This window comes from Candidatus Thioglobus sp. NP1 (genome assembly GCF_003326015.1).
GTDB classification, from domain to species: domain Bacteria; phylum Pseudomonadota; class Gammaproteobacteria; order PS1; family Pseudothioglobaceae; genus Pseudothioglobus; species Pseudothioglobus singularis_A.
Map to the genome: position 1 here is coordinate 1,474,524 of NZ_CP023860.1, position 14,156 is coordinate 1,488,679.

Consider the following 14,156-nt stretch of genomic DNA (forward strand, 5'->3'; position numbering starts at 1 on the left):
CTCTATGACTTAGAAGAACATTTAGGAGAATCTGGAGCACCTTGACGCTTTTGCCATTCATCAATTGTATAAGTATGCATTGCTAATGCATGAATATGCTGAAGTTCTTCAGCAAAAAGTTTATTGATAAAGCGATGCCTATCAATGAGCTTCATCTTATCAAATTTTGAGCTAACAACCACAATCTTAAAGTGTGATTCTGTGGCAGGTCCTGAATGTTGACTTGATTCATTTACTACCTCAAGATACTCTGGACTTAAAGCAATTTTGAGTTGTATATTTATGTGTTCTTCCATATTATTCATTTTCACTAATCACATTTGCATATTCAAAGGCATCAGAAAAGAAGTTCTCTTTTGGCAGTTTATACTCTAGGCAACTTTTATGTGATGCGTTTACCATTACAGGTGGGCCACAGGAATATACCTCATAATCCGTTAAATCTTGAAAATCATCCACTACAGATTCATGGACATATCCTTTTTTGCCACTCCAGGACTGATCTGCTTCTGATAATACTGGTTCAAAAGAGATATTGCCATACATTTCGCTCCATTCAGATGGAAGACTTGAATATAAATCTTCTTCGCTTCTTACACCCCAGTATAAATGAATAACTCTATTTGAGCTTATGTTAATAAGATGTTCTATTATTGCTTTGATTGGCCCAAATCCTGTGCCACCAGCTATAAATATAATTGGACATTCACTATCCTCTCTAAGAAAAAAACTTCCCTTTGGGCCTTCAATTCTTAGAATAGATTTTTCAGTCAGTGAATTAAATAAAAAGTTTGTAAGCTTACCCCCATCAACTAATCGGATATGTAGCTCAATCAAATTTGAATTAATTGGTGCATTGGCAATTGAATATGATCTTGGCTCATAATCTGAATGCTCTAACTCAAGATACTGTCCTGCCAAATACTGCAGTGATTGTGCTCCTGGAATCTTTAATATAATTGCTATTACATCATGATTTAAACGATTAATCTCCTCGACACGACAAGGCATACTTCTGACCTCTATAGTTGCCAAAGAATCAAGCTCATCCACTGCAATATATAAATCAGTTTTTGCCTTGCATTGACAAAGTAATGCCATATTTGCTTCAGCATCATCTTTACTTATTGCAGAGGGAACATCTCCATCATACTCAATTTCACCGTTTAATATAATGGCTTTACATTGACCACAAAAACCATTTTGACAACCGTATGGGAAATTTAATCCACTCTCAAGAGCACCATTAAGAACTGGCTTTTGGCCGCTACTTTCAAATGACTTTCCAGTAACTTGATTTAAAACTGTAAACATCGTTTTGGAGATACAATTTATAAAGCTGACATTATAATGTAGGTATTAGTTATATAAGCCTAGTATTCTTATGACAATAGAATCAAATAATTCAGTAGTTTTCCTTATGGGTCCTACAGCTTCGGGTAAGACTGATTTAGCCATTGAGATATCCAAGCATCTTGATTCTAAAATAATTAGTGTGGATTCAGCTTTAATATATCGTGGAATGGATATTGGTACTGCAAAACCTAGCAAAGAATTACTTAAGAACTATCCTCATGAAATTATTGATATTTGTGAACCACATGAAGGCTTCTCTGTTAAACAATTTGTTCAGCTTGCTAACAAACATATAGAGTCTGCTCTAAATGATAAAAAACTACCAATTTTAGTTGGTGGTACTTCGTTTTATTTTAATGCTTTAGAGCATGGCTTATCTGCACTTCCTGCATCAACAAATCAGTCTCGTAAACACTTCAATAATCTTTTACAAAAAATGGGAAGTGAAAAATTACATAAAGAATTGCAAGAGATTGATCCAAAATCAGCAAAAAGAATTCATCCTAATGACTCTCAAAGGATTACAAGAGCTCTTGAAGTACACAAACTGTCTGGTGAAACTTTAAGTGCACTTCAAGGCAATAAAAATCAAAACAAGCTAGATCTTAAAATAAAAAAAATTGTTCTTATGCCTGAACGATCAAATCTACATATTAGAATTGAGAGGCGATTTATTGAAATGATAAAAAATGGCTTTCTTGATGAAGTTAAATCCTTGAGAGAAAATCAAAAACTTAATTTAGATTTAGCGTCTATGAGGTGTGTTGGCTATAGACAGGCATGGAATTATTTTGATGGAGTCTACAATAAAAAGGAGATGATTGAAAAGGCTATCGTAGCAACAAGGCAGTTGTGCAAGAGACAATGTACTTGGCTAAGAAATGAAAAGGAAGCGCTTATCCTTACTGAAAATGATATTAATAAGGTGATTAATTTTCTTGAAGAACAAAATACTTAAAAGTCTCTCCTCTTTCACTAAAATTATTAAACATATCAAAGCTTGCACATCCTGGTGAAAGCAAAATAGCGCCCTCTAAGGCGATAGTTTTAGATAGAGCAACAGCATGCTCCATTGTCTCAACAATATGAACTGGACAACTGTTTATCTTCTTAGAAAACATAGCACTAGACTGGCCAATTAAGATTAAGGTGTCAATTTTTGTATTTATTAATTGAAAAAGCTCTGAATAGTCTTCTTTTTTTGCAATTCCTCCAGCAATTAGAATTACAGATTTATATTTATCAGCTATAGCTTTAATAGCTGTAATAGTTGAAATACCATTAGTGGACTTCGAATCATTGAAAAAATCTACTCCATTAAGACTTACAACCCATTCTAAGCGATGCTCTATTCCCTTAAACTTTTTCGAGGTTATAACCATTGATTTAAGTGAAAGGCCTATCTGATGACCAAGAGTTAGAGCTGCAAGAATATTTTCTACATTGTGACGACCTATAACCAATAACTCCTCAGATGACATTAAAGTTTGGCTGCCATGAAAAAAAATAAATTTATCACCATCTTTATTAGCATGGAATTCACAATTTATTCCGTGTTTATCAATTGCATAGCAAGCATTCAAATCAATTTTACTAACTAGAGATTCATTTAAATTAACAATATTACTCGAACAATAAGAATAGAGTGATAATTTAGATTCTATATAGGCATTGAAATCTTCATATCTATCAAGATGATCAGGGGTAATGTTTGTAATCACTCCTGTTAATAAATTAATCTTATTTGTATAATCTAATTGATAGCTTGAAATTTCAACAATATAAACGTCTGCATCATCACTCAAGCTATCCATAACAGGTTTGCCAATATTTCCACAGACAACTGCATTTTTCCCATCATTATGAGCCATTTCACCTAATAATTGAGTTACAGTAGACTTGCCATTTGAGCCTGAAATACCAACAATAGGTGCTTTGGCATATCGACCAAATAATTCAATATCACTAATAATAGGAATACTTTTTTTACGAGACCAAGATACTATTTTTTCAGATTCAGCAATACCAGGGCTGATAATAATTTCAGAAATATCATCTAATAAATTCTTGTTCCATTCTCCAAGATGGAAGTCAATCAATAAGTTTTCTTGCTTCATTATTTGAAGCATAGGTGGTGATAACCGAGAATCAGCAATACGAAAATCAATATTTTTTTTCGAATAAAAGCGTGCAACTGATAAGCCAGTTAAACCCATACCCAAAATAAGTTTCATGAAAGCCTTGTAATTTCGACCAAAATTGACTATATTTTACACTTTTACTTTACTTTAATATTATGCCTACAAATGTTCAAACAACTTCTAGTTCGATTACTATAAATCGAACACTAAGAAATACTTATCAACTTCTATCAGCAACTCTTTTATTTAGTGGCTTGATGGCGTATCTTTCGATGTATCTTAACTTACCTTACTTTGGGCTATTAATAACCCTGGGTGGCTATTTTGGTCTGTTATTTTTGGTCACAAAACTTAGAAATTCAGCTTTGGGAATTCTTGCTGTTTTTGCTCTTACTGGCTTTATGGGTCTTACTTTAGGGCCAATAATTGGAGCTTATATGGGTGCATTCTCTAATGGCTCTGAGCTTGTAGCGATGGCTATGACTGGAACTGCAGTAATCTTTTTGTCACTTTCTTTTTATGCAATTGTTTCGCAAAAAGACTTTAGTTTTATGGCTGGATTTCTTACTGCTGGTATTGTAGTTGCATTTTTAGCTGGTATAGCTGCATATTTTTTCCAGATGCCTGCTTTATCTCTTGCAGTTTCGTCTGCGTTTATTTTACTAATGAGTGGTCTTATATTATTTGAAACAAGTAATATTATCCATGGTGGTGAAACGAACTACATTATGGCAACAGTTACTCTTTATATTTCTATTTATAATCTTTTCTTAAGCCTTCTTCACCTATTAGGTGTATTTTCAGGCGATGACTAGTGATTGATAGCGATGGTTATCGTGCTAACGTTGGAATTGTAATTACTAATGAAAAAAAACAAATCCTTTTAGCAAAGCGATTCAAACAAGATGCATGGCAACTTCCACAGGGTGGTATTGATAAAGATGAGTCTGAGTTAGATGCTCTTTATAGAGAGCTTGAGGAAGAGGTCGGACTCTCATCAGCTCAGGTCACTCTGCTTGCTAAAACACCGAAATGGCTTCGCTATGAATTACCCTTAGAACACATTAGAAGGCGTCAAAAGCCCAAATGTATTGGACAAAAGCAAGTATGGTTTCTCTTAAAACTTGACTCAAGTGATGATCATATTTCTCTTGACTTGCATAATGATATTGAATTTGATGATTGGAAATGGGTTGATTATTGGCGACCTGTTGACGAAGTAATAAAATTTAAACGTGAGGTATATGAGGATATGTTAAAAGCACTTGCACCAATACTTTTTAACAATGAACATAGCATACCAACTAAGTTATCTAGACCACTTCAATTTAGTGCAATAAAGTTATAGATACAATGACTCCTAAAAATATTCTAAATATTGGCTTTGATATTAGTAATCATAATAATAATTCTAGACTTCAAGTTGTTAGACTTTCTAAAAAAACTATCCAAGAATTCTCCAAGCAGATTATTGGTCATGATGTTCAGTCAATAGAATATAAACCTTTTTTAAGATTTTTCCTAGCGAATTGTCTTAATAAGTCAACGGAGGATACACTTGGTCATTATCTCTTAGATACTATAAAGGATCGCTCTAGAGGTGCTGTATTACTTGAGTGTGAATCATTAGAAGCCTCAACTCTTAATGGAATAGATTTTATTGATTTTAATATTTTACTTTCAACAGCGATTTCACATCTTATAGGCGTTCCAAATCTTGACTCTATGTCAGGAAAATTTTATGCTAGATTTAGTGTTAAAAATGAGGATGATAGCGATAGCTATCTCCGCCAAGCACATCGAAGAATGGAGCTGCATACAGATGGTACCTACGTAAATGAAATCACTGATTGGGTGATAATGCAAAAAATTTTAGAAGTAGATGTTGAGGGTGGAGACTCCCTACTTCTTCATCTTGATGATTGGCAAGATTTAGATAAATTTTATAATAACCCATTAGCAAAGCAAAAATTTCAGTGGGGCTCGCCTGCAAGTAAAAATATTAGTTATAAAAACTTTCACCCTATTTTTATTAACGATAATAGTGATTCTCAGCCTAGAATATCTTTTATTGATCAATTTGTTGAGCCCCTTAATATTGAGCAAGGGATGTATCTTTTTGAAGTTGGAGAATCATTGGAAAACGAAGTAAATACATCTAATGTGAAATTATTAGAAGGGAGTATGATCATTATCAATAATTATTTTTGGCTTCATGGAAGAGATAAATTTATTGCTAATAAAAAACTTCATAGAGAGCTTCTTCGTCAGCGAGGTGCTTTTGAAGAGAATGCTGGTTCTAATAATTAATTAAAGACCTTTTAACATAATGAATAAAGATGAAATTTATGACTATGTCGTTTTAGGAGGTGGGATTGTTGGTGTCTCAACGGCACTTGCACTTATTACAAAACATCCAAGTAAACGAGTATTACTTTTAGAAAAAGAGAAATCTTTTGCATCTCACCAAACTGGTCATAATAGTGGGGTTATTCATGCAGGTGTTTATTATCAACCAGGAAGCTTAAAGGCTCAGTTTTGTAAAGAAGGCCTCAATGAAACTATTAATTTTTGTAAACTTCATAATATTCCCTATGAGCAATGTGGAAAGTTATTAGTTGCGACTTCTGATCTAGAATTATCCAGAATGAATGAGTTACATGAAAAGTGTAAAAAAAATAAAATTAATGTTAAAGTTTTAGACCAAAAACAACTAAATAAACTTGAACCGAATGTTATTGGATTAGGCGCTCTCCTAGTTAAATCAACTGGTATTGTTAACTATAAGCTGATTACAAAAAAAATGTCAGAACAATACGAGTCTTTAGGTGGTGAATCTATTCTTGATACTGAGGTCATAAATCTTAAGGAGGATACAGATAAGATTGAGATAATAACTAAGAATGAGCGCTTTAAATCTAAATATCTAGTATGTTGCGCAGGGTTAATGGCTGATCGAATAGCAAGACTTCTTAGTATTAAAATTGATTTTCAGATTGTCCCATTTCGGGGTGAATATTTTAAACTAGCAAGCACTCATAATAAACTTGTAAAACATTTGATTTATCCAATACCTGATCCTTCAATGCCCTTCTTGGGAGTTCACTTGACTCGAATGATAGATGGCAGTATCACAGTTGGACCTAATGCTGTTCTTGGTTTTAAAAGAGAAGGTTACAATAAATTTAATTTTAATTTTAAGGATACTTTTCAAATGATTTCATTCATAGGACTTTATAGAGTATTGCTAAAAAATATTAAGTCGGGCTTATATGAAATGAAAAATTCATTATTTAAAAGTGGCTATTTAAAAGAAGTTCAAAAATATAGTCCTTCTATAAAACTTAATGATCTTGAACCATATCCAGCAGGAGTTCGCGCCCAAGCAGTTCTAAAAGATGGCAGTCTTGTTCATGATTTTCTTTTTGCTGAGAGCAGACGCTCCATACATGTTTGTAATGCGCCCTCACCAGCTGCTACTTCCGCCATACCAATTGGGAGGTATATAACAGACAAGGCGACAAAGGCATCCAATCAGCTTAACTAGTTTAAGAAAAACCGCCTTATAGTCTCAGCAAATTGATTGGATTGAACACTATCAGGATGACTTTTGAGTCCAATTAAAGCTGGGTCAACAAATTGCTTTGGAATAGTCACATCTCTTCGAGCTGTTAGAAGAGCCTTTATAAAATCAACTAAAAATTCAGGATGAGCTTGCATAGTTAGAACCTTATCTTTTATATAGAACCCAGCATTTTCACAAAAATCAGATTTAGCGTAAACAGTAGCTCCATTTGGAGGACTTAAAACTTGATCCTGATGACAGATATTCAAGGTGACTTCACTTGATAAATTACCCATATAGTTAGTCTTATTATTAATTTGATAGGTATGAAGTCCCAATCCCCAACCTTTTGTTGATTTTTCAACATTACCACCTAAAGCTTGTGCAATAAGTTGATGCCCAAAACAAACACCAAAAATTGGAAGTTTATTATCATAAATATCTTTAATTAGTTGACTCACAATTGGAATCCAAGAATGCTCTTCATACACTCCATGAGGAGAGCCTGTGACGATCCATCCATCACAATCGTTATGATTTAAAGGGAAAATTCCATCAAGGATATTAAATGTTTTGAATTCAAATAATTTCTCATCAGAATTAATTAAATTGATTAACATTTCAGCATAGGTACCATACTTATCCACTAAATCTTCTGAAGCCCTTCCTACAAGTAATATTCCTATTTTCATAATGGTATTTAAAGTTAGATTTTTATTTTATTTTTTTGCTGAGCTCTAAGTACTAAATAATCATGAGCGATTGTCGCTGCTAATATAGCCGTAATTTCTGCATGATCATAGGCAGGTGCCACCTCAACGACATCTGCACCAATAAAATTTAAATCACCTAAACCTCTAATTATTCCTAAAGCTTGAGCAGATGTTAATCCTCCAGCAACTGGAGTTCCAGTTCCAGGAGCGTATGCTGGATCAAGTCCATCAATATCAAATGTTAGATAAGCAGGTCGATCTTTAACAACATCAATTATTTTTTTTATTACTTTTTTGACACCATTCTCATGAACCCATGGTGCATCTAAAATAGTAGTTCCCTTGGTATTACTGTTATGAGTTCTTATCCCAATCTGAATAGAATGCTCAGTATCAATTAAATTTTCTTTTATAGCTCTTGAAAACATAGTTCCATGATCGAGCCTACCATCCTCATCAGGCCATGAATCTGTATGAGCATCAAAATGAACAAGAGCAATTGGTCCATGTTTTGCGGCATGTGCTCTTAAAAGTGGATAAGTTACGAAATGATCACCACCAAAAGTTAACATCTCAACACCAGCATTTAAAATAGTTGTGGCATGAGCCTCAATTTGCGAGACTACATTTCCGTGAAAACCATAGTCAAGTTCACAATCTCCATAATCTGAAACTGCCAAAGTTTTAAAAGGGTCTATTCCATCAGGAAAGGCTAATAATTCTGCAAGTTGAACAGAGGCTTCTCTTATCGCCTTTGGACCAAATCTTGCGCCTGGTCGAAAACTAGTAGCAGCATCATAGGGAATACCACTAACAGCAATATCAACTCCCTTTAAATCTTTTGTATACTTTCGCCTCAGAAAACTTAGCGCTCCGCCATAGGTCATTTCATTGGCCCTTCCATAAAGACTTTTTTTTGTAAAAGCCTGATCAGTATCTAAATCCTCAAAATCATCAATACTCATACAATCTCTCTATTTAAAAATAGTAAACAACATTATATTCTGTCTAATAACGAATAGTAAAGCATACCAATCTTCATACTTGGATTTCGTAAAAATCTTCCACCTGGAAAGCTTTGCCTTGGGATTTTAGCCATTAGATCAAAAGTCTCACCACTACCTAATATTTTTTCAGAAATGATCTTGCCAGAATAACTTGCCAAGGCAACACCTTGGCCTGAATAACCTTGAGCAGATATTACTCTATCATTTTTAAGGGTTGTAAAAAAAGGTAGCCGGTTCAATGTAATCGCAAGCTTACCACCCCAGGCATAATCAATTTTAACTCCCTTAAGAAATGGATAAATTTTTTCTAAAGGTTTAGTAACTATAGGTACAATATTTTTTGATAATTCTTGAGAATAGTTCTCTCCACCCCCAAAAAGCAAGCGCTTATCTGCACTCATCCTAAAGTAATTAATTACGAATCTTGAATCTGCAAAAGCTATATCCCTTGGATTTATTTTTTTAACTACTTCATCACTCAAAGGCTTTGTTGCAACAATATAATTATTCATTGGCAAAATTTTTGAAGTCAAGCTTTTTTCAAGATTACCAAGATAACCATTGCATGCAAGCACAATACGATCTGCTTTCACGGATCCATTCTTAGTAATTACCTTTACATGATCATCTAAAACCTTATAACCACTTGCGGCAGTATTTTCGTATATTTTTGCGCCTGCAGATAATGCTGCTTGAGCAATTCCAAGAGCGTAATTAAGAGGATGACAGTGGGCCTCACCTTCATCATAACTTCCTCCATAATATGAGCTTGATCCTGTTACCTCTCTCATTTCATTATCATTTAGATAATCCATATCCTCATAATCATAGTTTTTTTTCATATGATCAACATATTGCTTTGATTCATCACAATATTTCTGTTTGTGATTTGGATGAGCAATACCCTTTTTATAGTCACACTGAATTTGGTATTTATCAATAAGCTCTTTTGCATGATATTTTGATTTTTCACCAATTTTCCACAATACCTTAGCATAATCAAAGCCTAAAGCCTTTTCTAAATAAAATTGATCTCTTCGCATCCCACCTGATACTTGCCCCCCATTAGCCCCAGATGCTCCAGAAGCAATCTTATTAGACTCAATAAGTACTACATTGACACCTTTTTTAGCAAGATAAAGAGCAGTTGATAAACCTGTATACCCACCACCAATAACACAGATATCAGCTAAAACATCTTCAGTAAGTGGTGACTGCTCGATTTCTTTATTTCTACTAGCCTGATAGTAAGATTGCACTTGTAAAAAACTACTTTATAGATTGGGCCGTTAGATCAAGACACTTCCAAACCTTCTCTATAATTTCATCAATATGCTCATTATTACAAATTAATGGAGGAGAAATAACCATCTTATTTTTAATTGCCCGCATTACTATGCCATTCTCATAACAAAGATCACGACATTTTCCAACAATCTCTCCACTATTATCAAAGCGCTTACAATTTTCTTTATCTTCAACAATTTCTATTGCTGCAAGCATTCCAAGTTGTCTTGCTTCACCAACTAAGGAGTGGCTCTCTAAATCCTTCCACTTACTTCCCAAGTATGGGGCAGTATTATTTTTGACTTGGTGAATTATATTAGTGCTCTCCATTAACTCAAGGTTAGCTATAGCTGCAGCCATACAGGCTGGATGTCCTGAATAGGTATAACCATGATTAAACTCTTCCTTAGCTGAGGCTAATACATCAACAATATCATCATCAACAATAACACCTCCAACTGGAAGATAACCCGAAGTTACTCCCTTTGCAAATGCCATCAAATCTGGCTTAAAGTTAAAGTGTCCAGAACCAAACCATTCACCCGTCCTTCCAAATCCACATATGACCTCATCTGCAACTAAAAGGATATTTCTTTCCTTGCAAATTCGACTTATTTCTGGCCAATAAGTTTTTGGAGGAATAATAACACCACCCGCGCCCTGAATAGGTTCAGCTATAAATGCTGCAACACGATCTTCACCAAGTTCATCAATTTTTTTAGCAAGAGTTTGAGCTACTTTAATTCCAAAATCATCTTCATCAATTTTGCCACCTGCCTCAACACAAGCATCATAATAGTAGGGCTGATCTATATGCTCAATATCAGCTATTGGTAAACCACCTTGCGCATGCATAGCACTCATCCCTCCCAAACTAGCCCCAGCCATAGTAGAACCATGGTATGCATTTTTACGACTAATAATCACAGACTTGGAGGGTTTACCTTTTGCTGCCCAGTAGTGTCTTGATAACCTAACAACAGTATCATTAGCTTCAGATCCAGAACCACAAAAATAAACTTTATTCATTCCATCTGGAGTTTTATCAGCAATCATTTCAGATAATTTAATCGCAGCTGGATGGCTTGAACCAAAGAAATTATTATAGTAAACAAGTTCTTTCATTTGCTCATTAACTGCCTTAATAATTGATTGTTGGCCATAACCCATGTTGACACACCATAGCCCTGACATACTATCTAAAATTTTCTTACCATCATTATCATAAATATAAACACCGTCTGCACGGCTAATAATATGAGTTTCCTCAGGATTATTCATATAACTTAAATCGCTAAATGATTGAATGAGATGCTTTGCATTTTTTTGTTGGAGTGCTGAAGTACTTGCAGTCATATTCTTTCCTTTAAAATTAATTATCAATTACCATTTTAATAACAAAACTAATGAATGTAGCTTGTCATTTGTCTTTAGATGATATAGTGTAATCCATTTTTACTTTTTCACAATAATTAATTTAATATTTGCCGATAAAATTAAGGTATTGTTAAAAAAATAATCAAAAAAGATAGTTTATGAAAAATATTGCTACAAAGTTTCTTGATGAAAATCCTGAACTAGAAAAAATTGAGTTCATTTATGTCGATTTTAATGGCATTCCCAGAGGTAAGAATGCATCGCCCAAAACCCTAATTAAAGCCTCTGAAGGTGGTTTAAAAATGCCTATTTCTAGTTATGTTCTTGATGTCTGGGGAGACAACCCTAAAGGTACAGGATTAGTTATGAGTGGTGATGGTGATGCGATATGTAGAATTGTTGAAAGCTCACTAGCAATTACTCCTTGGAGCTCTCGAAATACCGCCCAATGCATAGTCAGCATGGAAGATGGAAATGGCGATGCTATATATGCTGATCCAAGGAATGTTTTGAATTCAATTCTTAGTCGATTCAAAAATCTTGGTTTGAGACCAGTGATAGCTCCAGAAATGGAGTTTTATCTAATAGATAAGCAGCTTCAAAAAAATGGACATCCTCAAATGCCATTGATTCCAGGAACAAATAGACGTTATGAAGAGGTTCAATTACTTAACTTAAGTGAGATGGATGACTTTGAAGAGTTCTTTGAGCTAGTGGAAAAAAGTGCTATTTCCTTAGGGATTCCAGCTGAAACAGCAATTAAAGAGTGTGCTCCAGGACAGTTTGAAATTAATTTGCTCCATCATGATGATGCTTTATTAATGGCAGATCAAGCTTTCTTAATGAAACGTTTAATTAAAAACTGTGCTCGTAAGTTTAATTTGAATGCAACATTTATGGCCAAACCATTTTCAGAAGAAGCCGGTAATGGGATGCATGCCCATTTAAGTATTATTGATAAAGATGGTAAAAATATATTTAAAGTTAATAAAAATAAACAACCACAAGGCGTTTTTGCAAGTGCTATCGCTGGATTATTAAAAAATGCTCCAGACTTTCTTTCTTTTTATGCGCCTCATTCAAATTCTTATAGAAGATTAGTTCATAATGCTGATCATGCCCCAACTACATTAAGCTGGGGAAATGAAAACAGAACTGCCCTTGTAAGACTTCCAGAAGCCTCTAATAATGCAACAAGATTGGAATTTAGACTACCCAGTGCAGACTCAAATCCATATTTAGTTTTTGCATCAATCCTGGCAAGTGTTCTCAATGGAATAGAAAACGAATTTAATCTTGAAAAAGAAACAATTGGAAACGCTCATGCACAACACGAACCAGAATTAGGAATAACATGGCGTGAAGCTGTGCATAAAACAAGTGTATCATCAGTGGTTAAAGAATTCTTTGGTGATAGATTTCAACAGTCTTATCAATGCGTTAAAGAATCAGAAATAAAAAGATTTGAAAGTACAATTACAGATTTTGAATACAATTCATACTTAAGACATCTTTAAATATGTTTGTTTTTGTGATTTCAAAAAAGGTGATTAAAATAAAAAATTACCAATTAATAAAGTAAAAAAAATAAAGGAGAAATAATGAAAAATAAATTAAATAATCTACTCGTTGCTGGTGCATTAACTTTTTCAGCGCAAGTTGCAATTGCAGACGAAGTAGTAAATGTTCTTAACTGGTCAGACTACATTGATGAACAGGTCAATACTGATTTTACCGCTGCAACTGGCATCAAAGTTGTTTATGATGTATTTGATTCAAACGAAGTCCTTGAGGCTAAGCTTTTAGCAGGTGGCTCAGGATATGATGTTGTGGTTCCTTCAAGTAGCTTTTTAGCTCGTCAAATAGAAGCAGGCGTTTTCCAAAAACTTGATAAGTCAAAATTATCCAATATTGGTAATATGTGGAGTGATATTGAAGATCAAGTCGCTCAATTTGGTCCGCTTAATGACTATTCTGTTAACTATATGTGGGGAACAACAGGAATTGGTTATAACGAAGGTCTAATTGGTGAAAGAATGGCAGATGCGCCAACAACTTCTTTGGCGATGGTTTTTGATCCAGATGTTGTTTCTAAATTTGCTGACTGTGGCGTTCATTTACTTAACGCGCCAACCGAAATAATTCCTGCTGCCTTAGCATATCTTGGAGAGGATCCTAGAAGTACTGACGCTGATGTGATTAAAAAAGCTGAAGAAGTTCTTATGAAGGTTCGTCCTTATATTCAAAAATTCCATTCATCCCAATACATTGATGCACTTGCAAATGGTGATATTTGCTTAGTAGTTGGTTGGTCAGGTGATATCTTTATGGCTCAATACGCAGCTTGGGATGCAGAAAATGATGTTGAAATCGTTTATGCAATTCCAGAAGAAGGTGCACTAATGTGGTTTGATCAATTAGCAGTTCCAAAAGATGCTCCAAATGCAAGTAACGCGCATAAGTACATCAATTGGATTATGGATCCTGAGCAGATTGCAACAGCAACAAATTACGTTTGGTATGCTAATGGTAACCTAGCGTCACAACCATTATTAGAAGAAGATCTGTTGAATGATCCAGCAGTTTATCCAACACCTGAGGTAATGGAGGGTTTATATATTAGCCCAACTTATGATTCAAAATCCCAAAGAGTGGTAACACGTACTTGGACTAAAATTACTACAGGTCAATAATTCTTAATCCACATAAC

14 protein-coding genes are annotated in these 14,156 nt (G+C 34.3%); 7 read left to right on the forward strand and 7 right to left on the reverse strand.

The annotated features are described in order from the left end of the window. Nucleotides 1–2 precede the first annotated feature (2 nt). Both CRN91_RS07590 and CRN91_RS07595 read right to left on the reverse strand, forming a co-directional pair. Entirely contained in the window at nucleotides 3–305 is a 303-nt protein-coding gene (locus CRN91_RS07590) for a BolA family protein (protein WP_114115829.1), read from the reverse strand. Next, nucleotides 298–1,314: an FAD-binding oxidoreductase gene (locus CRN91_RS07595; protein WP_114115830.1), complete on the reverse strand. Its 1,017-nt coding sequence runs from the start codon at nucleotides 1,312–1,314 to the stop codon at nucleotides 298–300. The genes CRN91_RS07590 and CRN91_RS07595 overlap by 8 nt, the downstream gene beginning before the upstream one ends. 70 nt (nucleotides 1,315–1,384) lie before the next feature. Here CRN91_RS07595 and miaA point away from each other — a divergent pair, with 70 nt between their 5' ends. Further along, nucleotides 1,385–2,314, forward strand: coding sequence for a tRNA (adenosine(37)-N6)-dimethylallyltransferase MiaA (gene miaA / locus CRN91_RS07600; protein WP_114115831.1), 930 nt, complete (start codon nucleotides 1,385–1,387; stop codon nucleotides 2,312–2,314). Here the strand turns inward: miaA and murD are convergent. Continuing rightward, a complete protein-coding gene (gene murD / locus CRN91_RS07605; protein WP_114115832.1) occupies nucleotides 2,286–3,590 on the reverse strand; it encodes a UDP-N-acetylmuramoyl-L-alanine--D-glutamate ligase in 1,305 nt (434 codons plus the stop codon). The two genes, miaA and murD, sit on opposite strands and share 29 nt — an antisense overlap. A 62-nt stretch (nucleotides 3,591–3,652) precedes the next feature. Between murD and CRN91_RS07610 the strand changes: the two genes are divergently transcribed. Genes CRN91_RS07610 through lhgO form a run of 4 tightly spaced genes read left to right on the forward strand, consistent with a single transcriptional unit; the run spans nucleotide 3,653 to nucleotide 7,044 of the window. Beyond that, nucleotides 3,653–4,312, forward strand: coding sequence for a Bax inhibitor-1/YccA family protein (locus CRN91_RS07610; protein ID WP_114115833.1), 660 nt, complete (start codon nucleotides 3,653–3,655; stop codon nucleotides 4,310–4,312). Next, complete coding sequence (locus CRN91_RS07615; RefSeq protein ID WP_114115834.1) at nucleotides 4,312–4,845, forward strand: RNA pyrophosphohydrolase; 534 nt, start codon at nucleotides 4,312–4,314, stop codon at nucleotides 4,843–4,845. The genes CRN91_RS07610 and CRN91_RS07615 overlap by 1 nt, the downstream gene beginning before the upstream one ends. A 5-nt stretch (nucleotides 4,846–4,850) precedes the next feature. Further along, nucleotides 4,851–5,807 carry a glutarate dioxygenase GlaH gene (glaH, locus tag CRN91_RS07620; protein ID WP_114115835.1) on the forward strand — a complete coding sequence of 319 codons (957 nt, stop codon included), beginning with the start codon at nucleotides 4,851–4,853 and terminating at the stop codon, nucleotides 5,805–5,807. Nucleotides 5,808–5,826: 19 nt separating this feature from the next. After that, nucleotides 5,827–7,044 (forward strand): L-2-hydroxyglutarate dehydrogenase, encoded by a 1,218-nt coding sequence (lhgO, locus tag CRN91_RS07625; protein ID WP_114115836.1) that lies wholly within the window; start codon nucleotides 5,827–5,829, stop codon nucleotides 7,042–7,044. Here lhgO and CRN91_RS07630 read toward each other — a convergent pair. Genes CRN91_RS07630 through CRN91_RS07645 form a run of 4 tightly spaced genes read right to left on the reverse strand, consistent with a single transcriptional unit; the run spans nucleotide 7,041 to nucleotide 11,425 of the window. Beyond that, nucleotides 7,041–7,754, reverse strand: a complete 714-nt coding sequence (locus tag CRN91_RS07630; protein WP_114115837.1) for a glutamine amidotransferase-related protein — start codon at nucleotides 7,752–7,754, stop codon at nucleotides 7,041–7,043. The genes lhgO and CRN91_RS07630 overlap by 4 nt on opposite strands. 14 nt (nucleotides 7,755–7,768) lie before the next feature. Beyond that, a complete protein-coding gene (speB, locus tag CRN91_RS07635; protein ID WP_114115838.1) occupies nucleotides 7,769–8,740 on the reverse strand; it encodes an agmatinase in 972 nt (323 codons plus the stop codon). A gap of 32 nt (nucleotides 8,741–8,772) precedes the next feature. Beyond that, nucleotides 8,773–10,041 (reverse strand): NAD(P)/FAD-dependent oxidoreductase, encoded by a 1,269-nt coding sequence (locus CRN91_RS07640; RefSeq protein ID WP_114115839.1) that lies wholly within the window; start codon nucleotides 10,039–10,041, stop codon nucleotides 8,773–8,775. A 10-nt stretch (nucleotides 10,042–10,051) separates the two neighbouring features. Next, nucleotides 10,052–11,425, reverse strand: a complete 1,374-nt coding sequence (locus CRN91_RS07645; protein ID WP_114115840.1) for an aminotransferase — start codon at nucleotides 11,423–11,425, stop codon at nucleotides 10,052–10,054. A gap of 179 nt (nucleotides 11,426–11,604) precedes the next feature. Here CRN91_RS07645 and CRN91_RS07650 point away from each other — a divergent pair, with 179 nt between their 5' ends. Then, nucleotides 11,605–12,963, forward strand: coding sequence for a glutamine synthetase family protein (locus tag CRN91_RS07650; protein ID WP_114115841.1), 1,359 nt, complete (start codon nucleotides 11,605–11,607; stop codon nucleotides 12,961–12,963). A gap of 84 nt (nucleotides 12,964–13,047) precedes the next feature. Further along, nucleotides 13,048–14,139, forward strand: coding sequence for a polyamine ABC transporter substrate-binding protein (locus CRN91_RS07655; protein WP_114115842.1), 1,092 nt, complete (start codon nucleotides 13,048–13,050; stop codon nucleotides 14,137–14,139). Nucleotides 14,140–14,156: the final 17 nt, after the last annotated feature.

Coding starts and splice junctions, on each gene's coding strand:
- CRN91_RS07610 (WP_114115833.1), top strand. CDS start 3,653: ATGCCTACAAATGTTCAAACAACTTCTAGTTCGATTACTATAAATCGA.
- lhgO (WP_114115836.1), top strand. CDS start 5,827: ATGAATAAAGATGAAATTTATGACTATGTCGTTTTAGGAGGTGGGATT.
- CRN91_RS07595 (WP_114115830.1), bottom strand. CDS start 1,314: ATGTTTACAGTTTTAAATCAAGTTACTGGAAAGTCATTTGAAAGTAGC.
- murD (WP_114115832.1), bottom strand. CDS start 3,590: ATGAAACTTATTTTGGGTATGGGTTTAACTGGCTTATCAGTTGCACGC.
- CRN91_RS07655 (WP_114115842.1), top strand. CDS start 13,048: ATGAAAAATAAATTAAATAATCTACTCGTTGCTGGTGCATTAACTTTT.
- speB (WP_114115838.1), bottom strand. CDS start 8,740: ATGAGTATTGATGATTTTGAGGATTTAGATACTGATCAGGCTTTTACA.
- CRN91_RS07645 (WP_114115840.1), bottom strand. CDS start 11,425: ATGACTGCAAGTACTTCAGCACTCCAACAAAAAAATGCAAAGCATCTC.
- CRN91_RS07650 (WP_114115841.1), top strand. CDS start 11,605: ATGAAAAATATTGCTACAAAGTTTCTTGATGAAAATCCTGAACTAGAA.
- CRN91_RS07590 (WP_114115829.1), bottom strand. CDS start 305: ATGAATAATATGGAAGAACACATAAATATACAACTCAAAATTGCTTTA.
- miaA (WP_114115831.1), top strand. CDS start 1,385: ATGACAATAGAATCAAATAATTCAGTAGTTTTCCTTATGGGTCCTACA.
- glaH (WP_114115835.1), top strand. CDS start 4,851: ATGACTCCTAAAAATATTCTAAATATTGGCTTTGATATTAGTAATCAT.
- CRN91_RS07630 (WP_114115837.1), bottom strand. CDS start 7,754: ATGAAAATAGGAATATTACTTGTAGGAAGGGCTTCAGAAGATTTAGTG.